The sequence below is a fragment of the Pedobacter sp. genome, assembly GCF_039594775.1.
In the GTDB taxonomy this organism is placed as follows: Bacteria; Bacteroidota; Bacteroidia; order Sphingobacteriales; family Sphingobacteriaceae; genus Pedobacter.
This window is the reverse complement of record NZ_JBCNMT010000001.1, coordinates 1,173,107-1,193,873: the sequence shown is the minus strand read 5'-3', so window position 1 is coordinate 1,193,873 and position 20,767 is coordinate 1,173,107. Positions and strand designations below refer to the sequence as shown.

The 20,767-nt window shown below is 38.6% G+C and carries 21 protein-coding genes; 10 read left to right on the top strand and 11 right to left on the bottom strand.

The genetic code is table 11. The features are described from left to right. The first annotated feature begins 367 nt into the window (after nt 1-367). On the top strand, nt 368-1,447 hold the full coding sequence (locus ABDV71_RS05025) for a TlpA disulfide reductase family protein (protein ID WP_343531330.1): 1,080 nt from the start codon (nt 368-370) through the stop codon (nt 1,445-1,447). A 94-nt stretch (nt 1,448-1,541) separates the two neighbouring features. Here the strand turns inward: ABDV71_RS05025 and ABDV71_RS05020 are convergent, their stop codons facing one another. The 6 genes from ABDV71_RS05020 to ABDV71_RS04995 all read right to left on the bottom strand — a co-directional run bounded on the left by ABDV71_RS05020 (nt 1,542) and on the right by ABDV71_RS04995 (nt 8,921). After that, a complete protein-coding gene (locus tag ABDV71_RS05020) occupies nt 1,542-2,522 on the bottom strand; it encodes a YpdA family putative bacillithiol disulfide reductase (RefSeq protein WP_343531329.1) in 981 nt (326 codons plus the stop codon). A gap of 137 nt (nt 2,523-2,659) precedes the next feature. Next, nucleotides 2,660-4,075 carry an MBL fold metallo-hydrolase gene (locus ABDV71_RS05015; RefSeq protein ID WP_343531328.1) on the bottom strand — a complete coding sequence of 472 codons (1,416 nt, stop codon included), beginning with the start codon at nt 4,073-4,075 and terminating at the stop codon, nt 2,660-2,662. Nucleotides 4,076-4,373: 298 nt separating this feature from the next. After that, nucleotides 4,374-5,390 carry a type I asparaginase gene (locus tag ABDV71_RS05010; protein ID WP_343531327.1) on the bottom strand — a complete coding sequence of 339 codons (1,017 nt, stop codon included), beginning with the start codon at nt 5,388-5,390 and terminating at the stop codon, nt 4,374-4,376. A 476-nt stretch (nt 5,391-5,866) separates the two neighbouring features. After that, nucleotides 5,867-6,634 (bottom strand): TatD family hydrolase, encoded by a 768-nt coding sequence (locus ABDV71_RS05005; protein ID WP_343531326.1) that lies wholly within the window; start codon nt 6,632-6,634, stop codon nt 5,867-5,869. Between the two features lie 105 nt (nt 6,635-6,739). Beyond that, nucleotides 6,740-7,759 (bottom strand): FKBP-type peptidyl-prolyl cis-trans isomerase, encoded by a 1,020-nt coding sequence (locus ABDV71_RS05000; protein ID WP_343531325.1) that lies wholly within the window; start codon nt 7,757-7,759, stop codon nt 6,740-6,742. Between the two features lie 151 nt (nt 7,760-7,910). Continuing rightward, the gene (locus ABDV71_RS04995) at nt 7,911-8,921 is read right to left on the bottom strand and encodes a DHH family phosphoesterase (RefSeq protein ID WP_343531324.1); all 1,011 of its coding nucleotides are present in this window, start codon (nt 8,919-8,921) and stop codon (nt 7,911-7,913) included. A gap of 275 nt (nt 8,922-9,196) precedes the next feature. Here ABDV71_RS04995 and ABDV71_RS04990 point away from each other — a divergent pair, with 275 nt between their 5' ends. From ABDV71_RS04990 to ABDV71_RS04975, 4 genes are all read left to right on the top strand, one after another. Continuing rightward, complete coding sequence (locus ABDV71_RS04990; RefSeq protein ID WP_343531323.1) at nt 9,197-9,616, top strand: nucleoside-diphosphate kinase; 420 nt, start codon at nt 9,197-9,199, stop codon at nt 9,614-9,616. Nucleotides 9,617-9,734: 118 nt separating this feature from the next. Continuing rightward, nucleotides 9,735-10,514 carry an FKBP-type peptidyl-prolyl cis-trans isomerase gene (locus ABDV71_RS04985; RefSeq protein WP_343531322.1) on the top strand — a complete coding sequence of 260 codons (780 nt, stop codon included), beginning with the start codon at nt 9,735-9,737 and terminating at the stop codon, nt 10,512-10,514. 80 nt (nt 10,515-10,594) lie between these two features. Then, nucleotides 10,595-11,197 carry a hypothetical protein gene (locus tag ABDV71_RS04980; protein ID WP_343531321.1) on the top strand — a complete coding sequence of 201 codons (603 nt, stop codon included), beginning with the start codon at nt 10,595-10,597 and terminating at the stop codon, nt 11,195-11,197. Between the two features lie 59 nt (nt 11,198-11,256). Beyond that, nucleotides 11,257-11,433, top strand: coding sequence for a hypothetical protein (locus ABDV71_RS04975; RefSeq protein ID WP_343531320.1), 177 nt, complete (start codon nt 11,257-11,259; stop codon nt 11,431-11,433). Between the two features lies 1 nt (nt 11,434). On the opposite strand, the gene ABDV71_RS04970 is transcribed toward ABDV71_RS04975, so the two are convergent. Then, nucleotides 11,435-11,725 (bottom strand): DUF721 domain-containing protein, encoded by a 291-nt coding sequence (locus tag ABDV71_RS04970; protein WP_113648093.1) that lies wholly within the window; start codon nt 11,723-11,725, stop codon nt 11,435-11,437. Continuing rightward, nucleotides 11,718-12,821, bottom strand: coding sequence for a DNA replication and repair protein RecF (gene recF / locus ABDV71_RS04965; RefSeq protein ID WP_343531319.1), 1,104 nt, complete (start codon nt 12,819-12,821; stop codon nt 11,718-11,720). The genes ABDV71_RS04970 and recF overlap by 8 nt, the downstream gene beginning before the upstream one ends. 127 nt (nt 12,822-12,948) lie before the next feature. Between recF and ABDV71_RS04960 the strand changes: the two genes are divergently transcribed. From ABDV71_RS04960 to ytxJ, 3 genes are all read left to right on the top strand, one after another. Continuing rightward, nucleotides 12,949-13,617 carry a tetratricopeptide repeat protein gene (locus tag ABDV71_RS04960; protein ID WP_343531318.1) on the top strand — a complete coding sequence of 223 codons (669 nt, stop codon included), beginning with the start codon at nt 12,949-12,951 and terminating at the stop codon, nt 13,615-13,617. Between the two features lie 140 nt (nt 13,618-13,757). Then, nucleotides 13,758-14,249, top strand: coding sequence for a 6,7-dimethyl-8-ribityllumazine synthase (ribH, locus tag ABDV71_RS04955; protein WP_343531317.1), 492 nt, complete (start codon nt 13,758-13,760; stop codon nt 14,247-14,249). 217 nt (nt 14,250-14,466) lie between these two features. After that, nucleotides 14,467-14,802 carry a bacillithiol system redox-active protein YtxJ gene (gene ytxJ / locus ABDV71_RS04950; RefSeq protein WP_343531316.1) on the top strand — a complete coding sequence of 112 codons (336 nt, stop codon included), beginning with the start codon at nt 14,467-14,469 and terminating at the stop codon, nt 14,800-14,802. 129 nt (nt 14,803-14,931) lie between these two features. Here ytxJ and ABDV71_RS04945 read toward each other — a convergent pair whose 3' ends face one another. From ABDV71_RS04945 to ABDV71_RS04935, 3 genes are all read right to left on the bottom strand, one after another. Then, a complete protein-coding gene (locus tag ABDV71_RS04945; RefSeq protein ID WP_343531315.1) occupies nt 14,932-16,449 on the bottom strand; it encodes a malate:quinone oxidoreductase in 1,518 nt (505 codons plus the stop codon). Nucleotides 16,450-16,494: 45 nt separating this feature from the next. Next, the gene (locus ABDV71_RS04940; protein WP_343531314.1) at nt 16,495-16,899 is read right to left on the bottom strand and encodes an OsmC family protein; all 405 of its coding nucleotides are present in this window, start codon (nt 16,897-16,899) and stop codon (nt 16,495-16,497) included. A gap of 171 nt (nt 16,900-17,070) precedes the next feature. Continuing rightward, nucleotides 17,071-17,964 carry a helix-turn-helix domain-containing protein gene (locus ABDV71_RS04935; protein WP_343531313.1) on the bottom strand — a complete coding sequence of 298 codons (894 nt, stop codon included), beginning with the start codon at nt 17,962-17,964 and terminating at the stop codon, nt 17,071-17,073. A 446-nt stretch (nt 17,965-18,410) separates the two neighbouring features. Between ABDV71_RS04935 and ABDV71_RS04930 the strand changes: the two genes are divergently transcribed. Beyond that, nucleotides 18,411-19,616: an aminotransferase class I/II-fold pyridoxal phosphate-dependent enzyme gene (locus ABDV71_RS04930; RefSeq protein WP_343531312.1), complete on the top strand. Its 1,206-nt coding sequence runs from the start codon at nt 18,411-18,413 to the stop codon at nt 19,614-19,616. 1 nt (nt 19,617) lies between these two features. Beyond that, nucleotides 19,618-20,739, top strand: a complete 1,122-nt coding sequence (locus tag ABDV71_RS04925; RefSeq protein WP_343531311.1) for a hypothetical protein — start codon at nt 19,618-19,620, stop codon at nt 20,737-20,739. Nucleotides 20,740-20,767 lie beyond the last annotated feature (28 nt).

The window sequence follows — 20,767 nt, the reverse complement described above, 5'->3', positions numbered from 1 at the left end:
CTCGCTACCATTCAGTCATCCAAAATTCAGTCATTTTAAAATTAAAGTGCAAAGTTAGGCAAAAACGGCGATATTTTTTTAGAAAAGCAGAGCCTTCGCAAAGCCCCCCCCGAAAGTCGGGCTTTACGCCTCAATCTTTTTGTCATCAGTACTGTCCAAACCTCATAGGTTTTAAAAACCTATGAGGTTTCTCTCCTCGCCCCACCACAAAAAGTATTTCCCTGCCTACCGCAGGCAGGCGCTGCAATCCCGTTTATATCACAGGCATTACTGCATCAAACCCAAACTATTTTATATTTTTATGCAGAGCTAAAGAGCCGTGCAACATTTTTAGCCAATCGAACTCTTTAAAATAAAAATCTCTGGAATGAATAAGACCATCGTACTCGCATTACTACTATTTACCAACGTTATTGCATTTGCCCAAAACTTCAAAATTGAAGGCACTGTTGAAGGCATTGAAAATGGCTCTTGGTTATACCTAAGGTTAAGCTCGCCTCAAGACCTAATTGATTCTACACAAGTAGCAAACGGAAAGTTTATCTTAACAGGGAAGCTCGCCGAACCCGCCACACAAGTAGTATTACACACAAAGAAATATACCAACTACGTCTTTTTCTGGCTCGAAAATAAAAATATCACCATGGCTCTTAAAGATGGAGAGTTCAAAAAAGGGATGATTAAAGGATCGGCTACACAAATAGAGAATGAAGAAATCCAAAAAATAATCCAACCGATTGGCCTTAAAGAAGACAGTTTAAGAGCAGCTTTTAGTAAAAGTACAGACCCTAATCTTAAAAGTGAGCTTCGAAAACAAATCGCAAATATCAAGAACGAAGAATATACCGCTTACTTCAACTACGCAAAAACACACCCAAATTCGTTAGTCATTGCTAACATTACGGATGTATATACCACTACTTGGGGGAAAGAAAAAACTAAAAACATCTATGATTTATTTTCATCTTCCATTCAAAAAACAAATTACGCAAAAAACATCAATAGCTTTTTAACACTAAACCAAGAGGTAAAAATTGGCGGCAAATACGTTGATTTCGAACAGACCAATGCCAACGGAAAAAAGATAAAACTATCAGATGTTAAGGGTAAATACATCCTACTTGAATTTTGGGGCTCTTGGTGTGGTCCGTGCAGGGAAGACAACCCTGAACTGGTAAAAACCTACAACGCTTACAAAGCAAAAGGATTCGAAATTTTGGGCGTTGCGGCCGACAATAATAAAGCGCAATGGCTAAAAGCAATCAAAGATGACAATCTTCCTTGGGAAAATGTATGTGATTTAAAAGGAGATAAAAATGAAGCGGGCTTGATTTATGGCATCAATGCTTATCCTACCAATTACTTGATTGATGAGAATGGAATCATCATCGCAAAAGATCTCAGAGGGAAAAAACTCTCAGAAAAACTAGCAGAACTGTTACCTTAGCAGCCATCCGTCGTCTCGACGGGGGCACAGCCAAATGGAGAGGGCTTTGGATAGTGTTCTATAAGGCGCTTTAAATTAAGACTACAGTACCATACTAGTTACGCTTAGCCGCGATATCCTTTATAATTTGCTCTGCGTGAATACGAGAATTTTCAATAAACCATTTGTGGGTATCCATGCCACCACAAACTACACCGGCGAGATATAAACCGGGAAGATTGGTTTCCATGGTTTCTGCATTATGGATTGGCGTTTGGTTTTCATCTAAGGTAACCCCTAGTTTTTCCAGCAACTTAAAATTAGGTTGATAACCTGTCATTGCGGCCACAAAATCATTCTCAATTTCTATGTCGCCTTCTGGCGTTGAAATAACTGCAGTTTGTTCCTTTACCTCTTTTAGGTTACTTTCGAAATAAGCTTTAATAGAGCCTTCCTTAATACGATTTTCGATATCAGGACGCACCCAGTATTTCACATTCGGCCCCATATCATTACCACGAATTACCATTGTTACTTCGGCACCCTTTCTAAAAGTTTCCAAAGCCACATCTACAGATGAATTGTTCGCCCCAACGACCAATACTTTACTGAAAGCATAATAGTGCGGGTCTTTATAATAATGAATAACTTTTGGTAAATCTTCACCCGGAATGTTCATCAAATTAGGAACATCGTAGAAACCAGTGGCAATAATTACATTTTCAGCTTCGTAATTTGCCTTGGCAGTTTCAACTTGAAACAAACCATTTTCCTGCTTTTGACAAGAAAACACTTCTTCAAACAACTTTACGTTCAGCTGGAACTTTTCTGTTACGCGTCTGTAGTATTCCAAAGCTTCATTTCGGTTTGGCTTTGGATTAATGCTTACGAAGGGTACCCCTCCTATTTCCAAACGTTCGGAGGTGGAAAAGAAAGTCATGAACACGGGATAATTATAAAGGCTGTTTACTAAAGTGCCCTTATCAATAATAACATAACTTTTTCCTGCTTTTTGCGCTTCAATTCCACAGGCTAAACCTATTGGTCCAGCACCGATAATTAAGACCTCGAAATGTTGTTTTTCTGATGTTGCCAAATGATGATTCTTTAAAAATAAAACCTGATTACAGTAAACTTGTTATGATTACAATTACCAAAAAACCTCGTAGATTTCAGAGGACCGTGCCATTTTAAAACCTACGAGGTCTATCCTCTAGCAATGATCGAACTAGTTTAAGCTTTTGCCAGCTTGCTTGGGCAAACAAAATCGGTTCTTTTCAACGACGTATTTTTAATAGCGCCGTAACCTCCCGCTACATCTACCACTTTATCAATACCACGAGCTTTTAGGATAGAAGCCGCAATCATGGAACGATAACCGCCCGCACAATGGATATAATAGGTTTTATTATCTTCTATTTCGTGTGTCCAATCGTTAATATAATCCAAGGGACGAGAATGTGTAAACTCCAAATGCTCTGATTCATATTCTCCGGGCTTGCGAACATCTAATGCTAAAATGGATTGGTCTTCTTCGTAAGCCTGTTCAAATTCGACTGCAGAAATAGAAGTCACCTGATCGGTCTGTTTTCCTGCATCTTTCCATGCTTGGATACCACCTTCCAAATATCCAATAGTATTGTCGTAGCCTACACGTGCTAAACGGGTGATCGCTTCTTCCGCTTTACCTTCATCGGTAATCAATAAAATATTTTGCTTTAAATCTGGAATTAATGCACCCACCCAAGGAGCAAATTGACCATTTAAACCAATATTGATGGAATTAGGCACAAAAGCTTGTGCAAAAACCTGCGGATCGCGTGTGTCTAGCATTAATGCGCCACTTTGGTTCGCCAAATCTTCAAAAGCTTGCGGCAACAGTGACTTAAGCCCTTTTTGATAAACCTCATCGATACTTTCATACCCGCCTTTGTTCATGGCCGCATTTTTAGCAAAATATTGTGGAGGAGGCAAAATACCATCGGTCACTTCTTTAATGAACTGCTCTTTAGTTTCAGCTTTTAGCGCGTAATTTACCTGTTTTTGATGTCCTAAAGTATCAAAAGTTTCCTTGCTCATGTTTTTACCACAAGCAGATCCAGCGCCATGACCAGGATAAACAATGACCTCATCAGCTAGCGGCTTAATTTTATCATTCAATGAATCGTAAAGTAAACCTGCAAGGTCATTCATGGTAAGTGTTCCCTTCTGCGCCAAATCTGGTCGGCCTACATCCCCAATAAAAAGGGTATCCCCTGTAAAAATGCAATGATTTCTACCTTGCGCATCCGTCAATAAATAAGTGGTTGACTCGAGTGTATGACCTGGTGTATGTAAAGCGGTAATGGTTACTTCGCCTATTTTAAACTGTTCTCCATCGGTAGCAATATGCGCTTCGAAAGAGGTAGTAGCAGTTGGCCCATAAACAATAGTAGCTCCTGATTTCTCGGCTAAGTCAACGTGCCCTGACACAAAATCGGCATGGAAATGGGTTTCGAAGATGTACTTTATTTTAGCACCGTTTTGCGATGCTTTCATTAAGTAAGGCTCTACTTCTCGGAGCGGATCAATAATGGCTGCTTCGCCATTGCTCTCAATATAATAGGCTGCCTCTGCCAAACATCCAGTGTAAATTTGTTCTATCTTCATTTCTATAAGTATAAGCTAGGATGAGCAATTCACCTGCCAATCCCATACAAAAATAAGATTAATGCCTTGTTTATCGAATGATGATGGTGATAATTGCAGAAGTTTTACTTTAATTCAAAAGAAAATCTACAACAAAAGCCAAAATAGCAACCGCCCAGCCAGTAAGAAGCAATATTATTCCATTCTTTTTATATTGCTTGTTATCGTGGTCTAAAAATAGATAAACAAATAGAAAAATGCCACCGACAGTAGCGGTAAGACATCCAGAAATTTGAATAAGAAAAGTGAACATCTCCTGTTAGTTGGTTAACTCTCCAGCAATAGGAGTTTCCATTTGTTGCTTGATTTCTTCAGCACTTAAACCAGCTCCTAAAAGATACATCAACTTGGTTACCGCTGTTTCAAAAGTCATATCGTAACCACTCAGCACGCCCATTTTTTTAAGTTCACTACTCGTCTCATACATTCCTAGCTGCACCGACCCTCTTAAACATTGCGAGATATCAACGATAATTTTCCCATCCTTGATCGCTTCTGCTAAGGCGTTGATAAACCACTCTGCTGTGGTGGTATTACCCGAGCCAAAAGTTTCCAGCACAATAGCCTTCACCTTTGATTTGGTTACGGCCATTACGACTTCCTCGGTCATTCCAGGATACGCTTTCAACACGCCAATGTTAGCGTCGGATTTAGTTTGGATGTAAAAAGGCTCTGTGGGAACAGGTAAAATTTCTTTATGAAAAAAGGTAAGCTGAACACCTGCTTCTGCCAAAATCGGATAATTGGGCGAGCGAAAGGCTTCGAATTTTTCGGTATTGAATTTAATAGACCTATTGCCTCGGAACAGTTGATTATCAAAATAGATACATACTTCTGGCACTACCGCTTTCCCCTTTTCTTTCGTCGCGGCAATTTCGAGGGCAGTAATCAGGTTTTCCTTTGCGTCAGTCCTAATTTCGCCAATAGGTAATTGAGAACCCGTTAAAATAACTGGCTTAGCCAAGTTTTTAAGCATAAAGCTTAATGCCGATGCGGTAAAGGACATCGTGTCAGAGCCATGCAAAATTACAAAACCATCAAATTCTTCATAGTTATCCCTAATCAATTCTGCAATAACGTTCCAATGACTGGGATGCATGTTAGAAGAATCGATAATCGGTGTAAAGGAGTGTACGGAAAGCCGGTAGTTCAGCCGAGCAAGCTCGGGAACATTATCTTTAATCTGCTCAAAATCGAATGGAATTAAGGCGCCTGTTGCAGCATCGTTTACCATTCCAATGGTTCCACCTGTGTAGATGATTAGTATCTTGGTCATTAAAGTACAGCTATGGTTTTGTTTTACAAATTAAACAACAATCGCACAGCTTTTTAAATCACAAAAGATATTTATCAAATAATTAACTATTTGGGCAATAGATTGAGAAAAGTATAAGCAGATTGGTTATTTATGCAGAAATCCGTAACTGTTGCTACATAATTAGCTACGTTAGGTTAGATAAATGCATCGTAGCTAGCGAACGAAACCAAAAACCGACAGTCCAAAACATTAATACCCCGGCCCCAATGTAGAATGCACTTCAATGGCCATACCGATTACAACGTTGGATAATTCATTTACTTCCATAGTATTTCATAGCTAGCTAGTGAAGTAAATTTACCTTTTTGTTAATTGTTAAAAAAGTATTCAACTTCCAAGAAAAAAATCTTTGCGTTACTTTGCGAAAACTTCAAAAATCTTTGCGGTAAAATTTAACCGCTAAGAATAGAAGAGCAACGCTAAGAGCGCAAAGGCTAGATTCCAAAAATTGATTTAGAATTCCCTGTAGTAATTTCAGCAACCTCTTCTAAGCTTATACCATAAACATCCGCTACTTTTTGTGCAATATGCACCAAATAGCTACTCTCATTTGGCTTGCCTCTAAAAGGAACGGGCGCTAAATATGGAGAATCTGTTTCTAGTACAACATACTGTATAGGAACATCGGCTAAAACCAAATCCAAACCAGCCTTTTTATAGGTAAGTACGCCGCCAATTCCTAAATAAAATCCAAGTTCAATGGCTCTGTTAGCCTGTGCCAAATCGCCAGTAAAGCAATGAAAAATACCACGCATTTTATCGTGCCTACACTCTTCCAATACTTCAAAGACTTCACTAAAAGCTTCGCGGCAATGAATCACAAATGGCAAGTCCAATTGTTTAGCCCATTCTATTTGTTGTATAAAAGCATCCTGTTGAATAGCTAACGTTGTTTTATCCCAGTAAAGGTCAATACCAATTTCTCCAATTGCGTAAATCTCCCGACCAGCAATGCTCTGATAAATTTCTGCCAACACCTCTTGATAACCTTCCTTTACATCGCAAGGATGAAGGCCTGCCATAGCAAAGCAATTTTCGGGATAGCTCTTTACCATCTCATCAATCATTGCTATAGAAGCCACATCTACATTGGGCAAGAACAGACGTTTTACACCATTGTCGAAACAACGCTGCATTTGCGCTGCTCGTTTATCTAAATCTTTCTCGTAATACTGATGGGTATGGGTATCGGTAAGTAACATGGCACAAAGATAGCTGATTGGTTGGTTTCTTGTTCAGGTGAAGAAAAAACTTGGGCATAAAAAAAGCTGCCCTAAGGACAGCTTTTTTATTATTCAGTATTTTGATTAGTGCTTGTGACCATCGTTTGCAGAGTGTCCTGCTGCTGGAGCAACTGGTGCCGGAGCTGGAGCCGGAGTTGTACCTGCTTTGGGTTTAATTACATCAACAACTTCAATTTCGAATACCAATGGGCTATATGGTCCGATTGGGCCTCCGCCTTGTTCACCATATCCTAATTTAGAAGGGATGATGGCAGTGATTTTACCACCTTTACCTACTAATTTGATTGCCTCTGTGAAACCTGGAACGGTACCACCTACCACCATTTTAGTTGGACCATATGGTCTGCCTGGTTGATGTACTTTAGCTTCTTTAGCTATTTTTTCATCGCTAGTATCAAAAATCTTGTATTTTTTGTCTTCGCCTTTTTTAGTGAATTTACCAGTATAGTTTACAGAAACCGTATCGCCATCAACAGCTTTTTCGCCACTTCCCGGAGCAGTAATTACATATTGTAAACCGCTAGCAGAGGTTTGAACTTTTAAGTTGTTGTCGTCAATATAAGTTTTGATTTTAGCTGGCTCAGCAGCTTTCTTCTTATCCATGTCAGCTTTGTAGTCTGCTTGGAAGAAATCACCAGCACGTTTTTGGAAAGTCGAATCTGCTTCTTTAGGTCCTTTTTTGAAAACCTTTTCAATTTTCACGGTAAACACAATGTATTTATCATTTTTGAACATTTCTGGCTTAGGTTGTTTGCTATGGAAAGCCATGGTATCCAAATTGATTTTGAAAGTTGCGCTATCACCTTCTCCGAAAAGGGTTAGCACATCTTGCATATCGCCAGCGTATTGTTTTTTGCCTACAGGGAAAATTTGCGCTTGCTCACTATCGTAAGTGCTGCCCAAAACTGAATCTCTTTCATTTTTTTGGATAAAGTTCAATTTTACCACATCACCTTCTTGAATTTTCTCTTTGCCTCCCGACTTGTGGATTTTGTACAACAAGCCTCCCGGACCTTTTTTCTCCGTGTTACAAGCTGCTAAACCCACCGTAGCCGCTAGCAGAATTACTAAACTTTTTTTCATTTATTGTTTTAAATTGTCTTTAGTGTGACTTATCCAGCAAAAGCACGAATACCTTATTTACTGGTTTTTATTATTTTATATTTTGCATTAAAAGCCCGCTAAGTTAACGAGCTTTCTGATTATTTCTATATTTATTTGTTTATTTTCTAAACTATTGCAATAGTTGTGTCTTATACTCGGGCAGTATGGCTTTAAAATCGGCAATGGTTTCTATTAAACCTTTGTCGGAAGCACCACCAGCGGCATTTCTATGACCACCTCCCTGAAAGTATTTCTTACAGATCTCATTTGCTGGAAAATCGCCAGTTGAACGTAGCGATAATTTAACTCGGTCTGTTCTTTCGATGATAAAAGCAGCAAGTTTTATTCCATTGATTGAAAGCGCGTAGTTAACAATTCCCTCTGTATCACCTGTTACAATTTGATACCTTTCTAGTTCTTCTTTGGTTGCGCTAATAATTGCGGTGTTATATTCCCTAAGGATTTCCAATTTGTTAGATAGACAGTAGCCCAAAAACTTCAATCGGTTTTCAGACACATTATCATACACCAACTGATGGATGCGCCAATGTTCAGCTCCAAGATCAATTAAATCGGCGGCAATACGGTAAACCGTTGAGGTGGCCGAAGGGAAGCGGAAAGAGCCCGAATCAGTCATGATACCCGTGTAAAGACAGGTGGCAACATCCTTATTCACTTTATCCGGTTCTTCCATTACATTTACGATGAAATCGTACACTAATTGGGCGGCAGCACAGGCGTTGATGTCCCAATGGCGGTAGTCATCAAAATCTTCTGGTTCCAAATGGTGATCAATCATTAACTTGATTGACGAGCTATTTCTGATGTGCTCGCCCAGTTCATTGATACGGCCCAACGTATTGAAATCTAAGCAAAAAATCATTTTAGCCTCATTCACCAAGTTTACTGATTTTTCCACTTGCTCAGTATAGATGATAACATCGGAATTGTTGGGCATCCAATGTAAAAACTCAGGATAGTCTGTTGGGGTAATTAAGCTAACATGATGCCCTTTTTGGATTAGGTAAGCATATAATCCTAATGATGAACCCATGGCATCACCATCTGGCTTATGGTGTGTGGTAATCACAATCTGCTGAGGCGTTGAAAGTAGTTCTTTAAGTTCTGGTACCGATATCATAATCTATAGCTTGCGAAGTTACTGATTTATTGGTTAACTGTTAAATTGATGGATTTGTTTAGATGCTGCTTTAACAAACCTCATAGGATTGGGAGCGGAGAATCTTCTTTAGTTGTCAGTATGTTTAACGTTTAGGTAGTCTCATCGAAACTCGGGGTGACAAACTGTCGAACAAATTGCTAATAAAAGTGTTTTGCTATGACCATTTAAAGTTTTCTTAGGCTCTCTATTAATTATTTACACCAATAATTGTACTTTTGCAAAAAATTATAAAAATGAGCACAAATAGAACTTTTACTATGATTAAACCGGATGCTGTTGCTAACGGTCACATTGGTTCAATCATAAATGATATCACTAACGCAGGTTTCAAAATTATTGCCTTAAAATACACTCAACTTTCTGCTGAAAAAGCTGGCGAGTTTTATGCAGTTCACAAAGAGCGTCCTTTCTACAATGATTTAGTAAGCTTTATGTCTTCAGGACCAATTGTAGCTGCTATTTTAGAGAAAGACAATGCAATTGAAGAATTTAGAAAATTGATCGGTGCTACCAACCCGGCTGAAGCTGCTGAAGGCACTATCCGTCAGAAATATGCTAAATCAATTGACGCTAATGCTATCCACGGTTCTGATTCGGACGAGAACGCTCAAATTGAAGGCGATTTCTTCTTTACTGCTGACGAGCGTTTTTAATCGCATTGATAGAGAATTTTTCTAGAAAGCTTTACTCATCGGAATAAAGTAAAAATATCATAAGCACCTTTTTTGGGTGCTTATTTTTTATTGTATCTTTCGCTTTTTAACATAAACAATGAAGAAACTATTTTTAGTAGCATTAGCTTCTGCCGCAGTTTTTAACGCCACTGCGCAGACCAAAACCAAAACCACTCCTGTTAAGGCCAAAACCGCTACCAGCAAAACTGCCGCTAAACCAATTGTCCTAAAAACCAAGTTAGATTCGGCAAGTTACGCTTTTGGTATTGCAATGGGCGGCAACCTAAAATCTGGCGGATTAGAAAGTTTAAACTACGACCTGCTAAACAAAGGCCTAAAAGATGCTTTTAACAAAGACGCCAAACCACTGATGAACGAGCAGGCTTCTCAGATGGCAATTAGCAGTTTATTTGAAAGTTTAAGCAAAGTGCGTGAAGCAAAAGAAAGAGTTAAATTTGAGCCAACCATTAAAGAAGGTGAAACTTTTTTAGCACAAAACAAAACCAAGCCTGGCATTAAAACAACAGCAAGCGGGCTACAATACGAGGTGCTTAATCCAGGTACAGGTGCGCAGCCTAAAGCAACAGACCAGGTAACCGTGCACTATAAAGGCACCCTGCTTAACGGCTTTGAATTTGATAGTTCATACAAACGCGAACAGCCAGCTACTTTTGGTTTAAACCAAGTAATTCCAGGTTGGACAGAAGGTGTTCAATTAATGAAAGAAGGCTCGAAATATAGATTTTTCATCCCCTACAAATTAGCTTATGGCGCTAGGGGCGCTGGCCAAGATATCCCTCCTTACAGCACTTTGATTTTTGAAGTGGAACTGATAAAGGTTGGAGAGCCTGCAAAGGAGAAAGAAAAAGAGCAATAGAATTATATTGCAACAGCGTATACGTTTTAGACTTACAAAGTGTTAAAAACTTTGTAAGTCTTTTTTTATAAAAATCATATATGAAATTTCTAGAAAAGCTGCAGAACCTGCTCCCTATTGGCTACTTATATTTAATCATCCTTGGGCTAATTAAGGAAAGTATGTTATTCAACAAACTTGGTATTAATATTTTGAAATATTCATCTATTACAGATATCTTGATTAGCCCAATAGCTGACATCACCTCTAAGTTGGGCATCTTTATTTCGATAGTTACCTTCATATTTATTTTATTCCTATTAATGCTGCTGATCATTAAAAACAGCCATAAAAAGTGGATACAAAAAATAGTAACCATGAGGGATAAGGAAGTGCAAATAAGCAAATCTGAAGTCACTAAAAAAATCTACAAGTTTTTCTTGATCCTGGTAGCTTTCGAACTATTTTCCATTTTCATTGGATTAGGCCTTGGTCAGGGTAATCGTGAAGCTGCAGCTATCAAAAATAACAAGGTCCAATACAATTATCAGATCAATTTTAATGACGATAAAAAGGAAGACATCTATTTAATAGACGTTAACAGCTCCTATTATTTTTATGTCAGCAAAGGCGATAAACGTATAAAAATAGCACCACTAGGTTCTGTAAAAAACCTAGTGCTCATTAGCAACGAAAATCTATAAATCTTTTCTCCAAACCTTTTCTTTTGTTTTAGTGTTAGGTTAACAAAAACACTTAGCATATGAAAAAATTGATGCCCCTTGCTCTTGTTGCCTTATTGGCTAGCACATTGAGCAGCTGTGAATTGGTTGAAGGTATTTTTAAAGCCGGTATGTGGACTGGCGTAATTCTGGTAGTGGTAGTAGTTGCCATCATTATATGGATAGCTGCAAAACTTTTTGGTGGAAGTAAGGACTAGCCTATAGAAACACAATATCAGTAATTACCTGTGAGCCTGCTTTTTCGTTGAGCTTGTCTACAATGGCGCTTTTCACAATCAGTAATTCATTTTTAACCACCGATGATTCGATTCTCACGAACAGTTTGCGCTGGTGTATATAAATTTGTTTGGTTCTATTGGCTACCGCAGTGCCCATAATTTCGGGCCACATGGCTACCACTCCTGTTTCGTCGAACTTGCCACGCAATTTGTAATGGGCCAGCAGTTTATCAATAGCCTGTTTTAAGGTAATATCGTTAGGTTTACGCATGGCTTACACTCCCTTCGCTTACTTCAAATAAATCAACGTCGATGGCAATTTGTTCAAATACTTTGGCCACTCTCTGCTTGTCGGTGTCGGTAATGAAAATCTGTCCAAAATCATGATGTGAAACCATTTCCATCAATTTGTGTATACGGTTTTGGTCTAATTTATCGAAAATATCATCAAGCAATAGCAAAGGCTTAAAGTCTTTAAATTTTTGCAGGTAACTATATTGGGCGAGCTTTAAAGCAATCAAAAATGACTTTTGTTGACCCTGAGACCCAAATTTCTTCATGGACATACCTGCGATCTCAAACTGCAGCTCGTCTTTATGAATACCTACGGTAGTGCGTTCCAGCAACCTGTCCTTTTCTATGGCTTGCGCTAGCAAAGTTTCAAAGCTTTGTTCGTTCAACTGCGATTGATAGCTCAAGGCAACCTGCTCGGCATTATTGGTCAAAAACTGATAATGCTTATCAAAAAGGGGAATAAAATTCAGCAAAAACTGCTTACGTTTCTCAAATATGATATTTCCAGAGTTCACTAGTTGTTCATCCAAAATTTGCAGTAATGCTACATCCAAGGTTCTAGTGATTGCCACTTGCTTAAGCAGTGCATTTCTGTTAAGCAGATGTTTGTTATAGGTAATAAGTTCGTCAAGATACCTGCTGTCGGTTTGTGAAATCACATTATCTATAAACCTACGCCTTTCCTCACTTCCATCCATAATGAGATTAATATCGTAGGGGGAAATCATCACAACTGGAAACAAACCTATGTGATCAGCCAGCTTATCGTACTCCTTTTTGTTACGTTTGAAAGATTTCTTTTGGTTCTTTTTTAGTCCGCATGAAATTTTTTCTGCCTTTTCTTCACGAATAAAATCGCCCTGGACCAAAAACAACTCCTCTCCTGTTTTAATCTGTTGGCTATCGATGGGATTGAAATAGCTTTTACATAAACAAAGGTAGTGTATGGCATCAAGCAAGTTGGTTTTACCCGCACCATTATTACCCACAAAAGCGATTACCGAATTCGAAAAAACCAAATCGGCAGCATTGTAATTTTTAAAGTTTAAAAGGGTAAGATTTTTAAGCCACATAACAGAGAGGCCAAAGTTACCCATTTTTACAGTAGCTTATATACTTAACTTTAATTAAATGATTTAAAAAGAGTTGATACTTTAAATGAAAAATGTATTTTTGCAATCCTTTAATTTTAAACTAAAAATGTCTGCAACAGAGAAAGAAACAGCACAACCAGTAAAAAAAGGTTCATTTATACAAGAAAACACTAAAAGTTTAGCTTTTATTGCTGGAGCGATAATCGTTTTAATCGGTATTTTCATCTGGTATCAAGGAGTGTATTTAAAAAACAGAGCTGAAGAGGCTGCCAACCAAATGTTCAAAGCTGAACAATTTGTAGGGGTTGATTCATTGGCCAACAAAGCCATTAACGGCGAAGGTGGTTATCCTGGTTTAGAAAAAATTGCAGAAGAATACGAGAACACTAAATCTGCCAACTTGGCCAACCTTTATTTAGGCGGTATTTACTTGCGCAAAGGCGAGTACAAAAAAGCAGTTGATGCTTTGAGCAAATACAGTGCGACTGGCAGTCCAATTGCAGACCCATTGGCTCTTGGTCTTTTAGGTGATGCTTATAGTGAGCTAAAGGACTACAAACAAGCTTCAACTTACTACAAAAAAGCAATTGACAAGTCTTCCAATAAATTCACTTCACCTATGTTCCTTAAAAAATTAGGTTTGGTAAACGAAACTTTAAAAGACTATAAAGGTGCTGAAGAGGCTTATACTAAAATCAAAACGCAATTCCCTGAAAGTGCGGAAGCGCAAATGATTGATTCGTACATCGCTAGAGCAGCAGCTCAAACAAAATAATTCTTCCGAAAGAATAAAAAAAGGCCTTCAAATTCGGAGGCCTTTTTTTATTATCGATAATTATGGCAAAACAAGAGTTTGCAAAGCGTCAAACTTTTCAACTTTCGGGTAAATAAACAATAAAAAACTATCTTTGCTATATGGCAACACACCTTAAAAACCTTTCAGATTTTTCACATACGACTATCCCATCGGGCAAAGGCTATAAAATAGCGATTATTGTTGCCGAGTGGAATGCAAACATTACCGGAGCACTTTACCGAGGCGCTTTTGACACCCTTCTTAAGCACGAAGTTGAAGAAGCTGATATTATTTCGTTGAGTGTACCTGGCACTTTCGAGCTTACTGGTGCTGCCGATATTCTTTTAAACAAAAGAAAAGATATTGACGCCGTTATTTGTATTGGCTGTGTGATCCAAGGTGATACCAAACACTTCGATTTTATTTGCGATGCAGCAGCGCATGGAATTACTAATGTGGGCATTAAATATAGCAAACCCGTAATTTTTGGGGTACTTACTACCAATGATGAGCAACAAGCCATTGATAGAGCTGGTGGCAAGCATGGTAACAAAGGAGATGAGGCAGCCATTACTGCATTGAAAATGGTAGAATATTCGTTAAGCCTTTAGACTTAAATAGTATCAGCATTTCAAAACTTTCAACTTTCGATGTACAACTTATAACTTTTTTGTAACTTAGGTTTCGAAAAACAATCATTTAAAATGAAGAAAATAGCTATTCTATTGTTATTTGCGTTCTGCGCCATCGCAGTATTAGAATCGTGCTCAAACCGCTTATGCCCTGCTTTTAGCTCTTACCCAGAGGCTAAAGGAAGGAGAAGGTAATATGAAGGATTGGATACAGTTAAATCAAATTTCTCAAATTGACGATATTAAGGCAGCTCGAGGCTATCACTTAATTTTTAAGCATAGCACCCGCTGCTCCATCAGTATGATGGCTAAAAGAACCTTCGAAAGATATTGGGATGTAATACCTGATAGCACAAGTCTTTATTTCTTAGATTTGATTAGCCACCGAGATATTTCCGCATATATTGCCGAAACTTTTCATGTTCATCATGAATCTCCACAAATATTGCTCATTAAAGATGGTGAATGTATTTTAGATGCTTCGCATGGAGATATATCTGCAGATGAAGTTGCAGAAGTGATTAACGGCTAGAAATTTCCATCTATTCTCAGACATTTCTTTTATTTCTAAGATACTGAAATACGAAGATCTAACTTTTAACAGTTAGAAAACCAAATAGAAAAGCTCCGAAATAAATTCGGAGCTTTTCTTTTATGTAGCTTACACTATTGCAGTTTCGTTTAACTTCAATGCGGCTGAAGTACGTTGGCGTGTTTCTTGGCAAAGCTCATTGTCTTCGGCAAGTTTTTGTCCGTAGCTTGGAATCATCTCTCTGATTTTACTTTGCCAATCGGCTGTTTGCATTTGCTTTTTAAAGCATTTGCCCATCAATTCGAGCATGATAGAAACAGCCGTTGAAGCACCTGGTGAGGCACCTAATAAGGCCGCAATAGAACCATCGCCAGCGCTAACCACTTCAGTACCAAATTCCAAAATACCGCCACCACTTGGCTTCTTCTTAATTACCTGAACACGCTGTCCCGCAATTTCCAATTCCCAATCTTTAATATCGGCATCTGGCATATATTCCCTCAATGCCTCAAATCTATCTTCCGGCGATTGACGAACTTGCTCAATCAGATATTTAGTAAGGTCGATACTCTTCAGGCCTGCTGAAATCATTGGGCGAATATTGCTAAACTTAATGGAAGCCGCTAAATCAAAATAAGAACCATTTTTAAGGAATTTTGTAGAAAAACCGGCGTAAGGCCCAAATAACAAAGCTTGTTTTCCGTTAATGATTCGGGTATCTAAGTGTGGTACCGACATCGGTGGAGCTCCTACAGCCGCCTTCCCATAAACCTTAGCATGATGACGTGCAATTACCTCCTCGTTAGTACACTTCAACCATTGACCGCTTACCGGGAAACCTCCAAAGCCTTTACCCTCTTTAATGTTAGATTTTTCCAATAGCAGCAAAGAACCACCCCCTGCACCAATAAATACAAATTTGGCTAAGCGTCTTTTTCTTTTCCCGCTATCTAAATTCTTCACTTTTACTTCCCATGTTCCGTCATCCTGCTTGTCCAGATCACGTATTTCGTGGTGAAAATGAAGGGCAACCTTATCTTGTTTCGCTAGGTAATTAAACATTTCCCTAGTTAGGGAACCAAAATTAACATCGGTACCCAAATCCATCTTAGTAGCAGCAATAGGCTCCTTTTCATCTCTGCCTTCCATTACCAACGGAATCCATTCCTTAATTTCTGAAGGATTTTCGCTGTATTGCATCTCACTGAACAGATTGCAGGCTTTAAGATTGTTGTAGCGGGTTTTTAGATAGTCGACGTTCTTTTTACCCCATACAAAGCTAAGGTGAGGAATGTTCCTGATGAATGAGCAAGGATCTTTAAGGATCCCCTTATCCAGCAAATAAGTCCAGAACTGTTTAGAAACCTCGAAAGATTCAGCGATGGAAACCGCCTTTTTCACGTCAACTGTACCGTTAGCTTTTTGCGGTGTATAATTGAGTTCGCAAAATGCCGAGTGGCCAGTTCCTGCGTTGTTCCACGCATCAGAACTCTCAGCGGCCGCAACGTCTAAACGCTCGTAAATTTCTATGCTTAAATCAGGATTAAGCTCTTTGAGCAGTACGCCAAGCGTTGCGCTCATGATGCCCGCCCCAATTAAAATAACATCTGCGTCGGTTTCAACAACCGTCTTTTTTTTTCTACTCATTTTAAACCAAATATAAATACCTGCCGTAGCCAGCAGGGGAATATGCTAATAACTAAACGTTATTTCTTGCTTAATATCAGGGTGTAGGCTATATGCCACCGGACAGGTTTTAGCTGACCTTTCGATAATTGTCTTTTCTTTTTCCGTGTAGTTGTTTGCCGGAAAATGAAGTTCAACATGTATTTCGCTCACCCTACGCGGATTTTCAGCCATCACTTTGGTAATTTCCGCCTTAGTTCCATCAATATTAAAACCGTGATTTCTTGCCGCTATACCTACAATGGTCAGCATGCAATTGCCCAAAGAGGTGGCCAATAGATCGGTTGGCGAAAAAGCCTCCCCCTTCCCTTGGTTATCCGTAGGCGCATCGGTAATAATTTCCTTACCCGACTTCAAATGAATCGAAGTAGTTCTTAAATCTCCGGTGTAAGTTATTTCTGATGTTTTCATAACTCAAATTTTCGCAAATTTAGTGCTTAAAATCAAAAAATTATGTAATAAAAATGAAGTTTTGTTTACTATTTTACATTTACTTTAAAAAGCTTTCCAAAATCCATTTTCCGCGCCACCGCCTTTTTTAACATTTCGGTAAAAAACACCACTGTTAGACCCTTGTTTTTATTAAAATGGCGGATTTATGGCCACTGTACTATTTGATTTGTAAACCGAAGGCGAAATGCCCGTGTATTTCTTAAAAAACTTCCCAAAAAAAGATTGGTCACTAAAACGCAACTCATCTGCCACTTGCGAAACATTCATCAAATGTGAAGAAAGCAGCACTTTTGCCTCGTTAATTACCATTTCGTCAATAATTTCGCCAGCAGTTTTACCAGTAACCGTCTTTACTACCTGCGACAGATGTCTAGAAGTCACAAACAGTTCTTTTGCATAATGCTGCACCTGTTTTTCCTTTTTAAAGTTTTCGCTCAATAAATTGAGGAAATTTGTGGTCAACTCTTCCTGCCTATTCAACTTTACGGGAATAAAAACACGGTACTTGCTGTATACAATAAGAATTTCATAAAGCACAGAGATGAAACTATGGCGTATTACATCCTTAAAATGGGGAGTGGTTTCTGGTAAGTTAATTTTCTTCTTTAAAGATTTTAGGGAGAAAACCAGGTCCTCAAATTCCTCATCGTTTAAGGAAAACTTATGGACCAAATCGGTAGAAAACAGATGTACAATTTCGGCTCCATTCAAAAACACGCCTTGTTCTTTCAAATATTCCTTTTTGAAGCCCATGCTAATGAACTCAAAATCATCAGACATTTCGTATAGCTCGCATAAGCTTCCGGGAGTAACCAAATACACATCCTTCGCCTTCATGCAGTTTTTCACAAAATTGTTCTGAAAAACAAAATGCCCTTTCTGCACTACAATCACAGCAAACGAATTAGACCTAAAAGGCTCATTAAATGTCATAAAAGGTTTAATCTCAGCAGCGGTAAGCACATTCATATTGCCTCCATTAATGCCTTCCTCCAAACACCTCTCCTCTACTCTGTTCATCATTGTTTACAGCTTTTGTATATAGATAACCGCACAACTACGTTATATGTTATGCAAACGCTACAAAGTTCCACAAAGAATTACATAATTACCAACTATAAATTACATAATTTTAAATATAAGAAATGACAAAAGCACTGCCTATTATCTTTAAAACAGGAAAAAATCGTTGATTTAAGTGTAAACACCGTTTTGTTTGCTAAATGTCAGATTTACCAAAATCATACTTTTTGACCAATAAGCAATACTTTTGTACCACTCCCTTGGGTTAAAACTTTTATTAAATTTGCGGGATTTTATTAATTCTCATTTATTAAATCGTTAAATTTATGTTATTAAGGAGAGTAACATGTTTAACGTAAGTTAAGTCTAACACAAATTTGGAGTGTTATTCTTTTAACATCAAGAGAATTATTATCAAACTACAAATGACCTAATTGCATAAAAATATGCGTAAAAAATTACAAGATAGAATAGCTTCGTTTCAAGACGCCAAAATTATTAAAGAAAGAGGTCTATATCCATATTTCCGTTCTATCGACTCTGCACAGGACACAGAAGTAATGATCAACGGAAAAGAAGTATTGATGTTTGGCTCCAACTCATACCTTGGGCTAACCAACCATCCTAAAATTAAAGAAGCCTCGCAAAAAGCCATCGAAAAATACGGTACCGGATGCGCAGGGTCAAGATTTTTAAACGGAACCTTAGATATCCATTTAGAACTCGAAAGCCGTTTAGCTGCTTACGTTGGCAAAGAGGCCGCCGTATTGTTCAGCACGGGCTTTCAGGTAAATCTTGGTGTAATTTCTTGTTTGTTAGACAGAAATGACTACCTAATTTTAGATGAATACGACCACGCTTCTATCATCGATGGTAGCCGTTTGTCGTTTTCACGTTCTATCAAATATGCGCACAATGACATGAATGATTTGCGTGCAAAACTAAGTCGACTACCTGAAGATGCCGCCAAACTAATTGTTTCGGATGGTATATTTAGCATGGAAGGTGATTTGGTAAACTTACCAGAAATGGTAAAAATTGCCGATGAGTTCGGTGCAAATATCATGATGGATGACGCCCACAGTTTAGGTGTAATTGGATTTAATGGCGCAGGTACTGCATCACACTTTAACCTTACGGATAAGGTTGATTTGATCATGGGTACTTTCAGTAAATCCCTAGCTTCATTGGGTGGTTTTATTGCTGCTGATGAGGATACCATCGAGTTCATTAAACATAGAGCCCGTTCATTAATGTTCAGCGCAAGTATGCCACCTGCTGCCGTGGCAAGTGTAATTGCCGCTTTGGACATTATAGAATCAGAGCCAGAAAGAATTGATAAATTATGGGCTAACACCAACTACGCCAAAAAGTTATTGCTTGATGCAGGCTTTGAAATTGGTCATCCGGAAAGCCCAATCCTACCTATCTACATTAGAGATAACGAAAAGACCTTCTTAATCACCAACATCCTACAAGAAAACGGCATTTTTGTAAACCCCGTGGTTTCTCCAGCCGTACCTTCGGACGCATCATTAATTAGGTTCTCTTTAATGGCTACGCACTCTTTTGAACAGATAGAAAAAGCTATCGACAAACTGAAACTAGCCTTTAAGGAAGCAAGTGTAAACTTAGTAGGGGCATCGTTATAAAATGGCACAAATTATACCCGTAACAGATAAAAAGCTGTTAGCAAAGTTCATCGATTTCCCTCATGAACTATATAAAAACGATCCTTTCTACGTAGCTGAATTGCATATTGCACAACGCGATATGCTAACTCCTGGCAAGCATCCATTTCACGACCATGCTAAAATGCAATTGTTTTTGGCGGTAGATGGCGAAAAAATAGTGGGTAGAATTGCAGCGATTATTAATGGCAACCACAACACCATTAAAAACGTAAAAGAAGGTTTTTTTGGTTTTTTTGATACCATCAACGATAAGGCGGTCAGCAAATTATTATTAGATGCTGCGCAAAACTGGCTAAAAGAGCATGGACAAACTTCGGTGATGGGCCCGGTTAACTTCTCCACCAACGATATCTGTGGTTTGTTGGTTAAAGGCTTTGATGGTCCACCAGTAGCTATGATGCCTTACAACGCCCCTTATTATCTACCACTCCTAGAGGATTTCGGATTTACCAAAAAAGTAGATTTAAGAGCCTATAAGTACACCGCTGGAAATTATAACGACAGATCTGTAAGCTTGTTAGAAGGACTGGAAAACAGGCTGAAAAGAAGCAATATCATCATCAGAAAAATAAACCTTAAGAAATTTAAGGAAGAAGCGGCTGCCCTTCGGGAAGTATATAACAGTGCCTGGGATAAAAACCTTGGGTTTGTGCCGATGACCGACAGAGAGTTTGATTACACGGCCAACGACTTGAAAATGGTTTTAGATACCGACTTCTGTTACATCGCAGAGCAGGAAGGCAAATTAGTGGGATTTGCTCTGGCCATTCCAGACATCAATCAAATCCTTATCAAAATTAAACGAGGCCGCTTGTTCCCAACTGGTTTATTGAAGCTGTTGTTGGGCAAGAAAAAAATCAACGGCATCCGTATTTTACTGCTAGGCGTAGTTGATGGCTATAGAAAACTAGGTATTGAGGCTTGTTTGTACGGCAGAATCATCAAAGCGTTTAAAGCAAGAAATTTCCAATATGCGGAAGCGAGCTGGACTTTGGAAGACAACGACATGGTGAACCGTCCGATCGAAAACATAGGTGGCAAACTTTACCGAGAATACAGGATACTGGAAAAAGCAATATAAGCAAACACTAAAGCTCCAAAGGGCAAGT

Excerpts from the sequence above, each read along its gene's own strand:
- ABDV71_RS05025 (WP_343531330.1), top strand. The coding sequence starts at position 368 with ATGAATAAGACCATCGTACTCGCATTACTACTATTTACCAACGTTATT.
- ABDV71_RS05015 (WP_343531328.1), bottom strand. The coding sequence starts at position 4,075 with ATGAAGATAGAACAAATTTACACTGGATGTTTGGCAGAGGCAGCCTAT.
- ABDV71_RS05010 (WP_343531327.1), bottom strand. The coding sequence starts at position 5,390 with ATGACCAAGATACTAATCATCTACACAGGTGGAACCATTGGAATGGTA.
- ABDV71_RS05005 (WP_343531326.1), bottom strand. The coding sequence starts at position 6,634 with ATGTTACTTACCGATACCCATACCCATCAGTATTACGAGAAAGATTTA.
- ABDV71_RS05000 (WP_343531325.1), bottom strand. The coding sequence starts at position 7,759 with ATGAAAAAAAGTTTAGTAATTCTGCTAGCGGCTACGGTGGGTTTAGCA.
- ABDV71_RS04995 (WP_343531324.1), bottom strand. The coding sequence starts at position 8,921 with ATGATATCGGTACCAGAACTTAAAGAACTACTTTCAACGCCTCAGCAG.
- ABDV71_RS04990 (WP_343531323.1), top strand. The coding sequence starts at position 9,197 with ATGAGCACAAATAGAACTTTTACTATGATTAAACCGGATGCTGTTGCT.
- ABDV71_RS04985 (WP_343531322.1), top strand. The coding sequence starts at position 9,735 with ATGAAGAAACTATTTTTAGTAGCATTAGCTTCTGCCGCAGTTTTTAAC.
- ABDV71_RS04980 (WP_343531321.1), top strand. The coding sequence starts at position 10,595 with ATGAAATTTCTAGAAAAGCTGCAGAACCTGCTCCCTATTGGCTACTTA.
- ABDV71_RS04975 (WP_343531320.1), top strand. The coding sequence starts at position 11,257 with ATGAAAAAATTGATGCCCCTTGCTCTTGTTGCCTTATTGGCTAGCACA.
- ABDV71_RS04970 (WP_113648093.1), bottom strand. The coding sequence starts at position 11,725 with ATGCGTAAACCTAACGATATTACCTTAAAACAGGCTATTGATAAACTG.
- recF (WP_343531319.1), bottom strand. The coding sequence starts at position 12,821 with ATGTGGCTTAAAAATCTTACCCTTTTAAACTTTAAAAATTACAATGCT.
- ABDV71_RS04960 (WP_343531318.1), top strand. The coding sequence starts at position 12,949 with ATGTCTGCAACAGAGAAAGAAACAGCACAACCAGTAAAAAAAGGTTCA.
- ribH (WP_343531317.1), top strand. The coding sequence starts at position 13,758 with ATGGCAACACACCTTAAAAACCTTTCAGATTTTTCACATACGACTATC.
- ytxJ (WP_343531316.1), top strand. The coding sequence starts at position 14,467 with ATGAAGGATTGGATACAGTTAAATCAAATTTCTCAAATTGACGATATT.
- ABDV71_RS04945 (WP_343531315.1), bottom strand. The coding sequence starts at position 16,449 with ATGAGTAGAAAAAAAAAGACGGTTGTTGAAACCGACGCAGATGTTATT.
- ABDV71_RS04940 (WP_343531314.1), bottom strand. The coding sequence starts at position 16,899 with ATGAAAACATCAGAAATAACTTACACCGGAGATTTAAGAACTACTTCG.
- ABDV71_RS04935 (WP_343531313.1), bottom strand. The coding sequence starts at position 17,964 with ATGATGAACAGAGTAGAGGAGAGGTGTTTGGAGGAAGGCATTAATGGA.
- ABDV71_RS04930 (WP_343531312.1), top strand. The coding sequence starts at position 18,411 with ATGCGTAAAAAATTACAAGATAGAATAGCTTCGTTTCAAGACGCCAAA.
- ABDV71_RS04925 (WP_343531311.1), top strand. The coding sequence starts at position 19,618 with ATGGCACAAATTATACCCGTAACAGATAAAAAGCTGTTAGCAAAGTTC.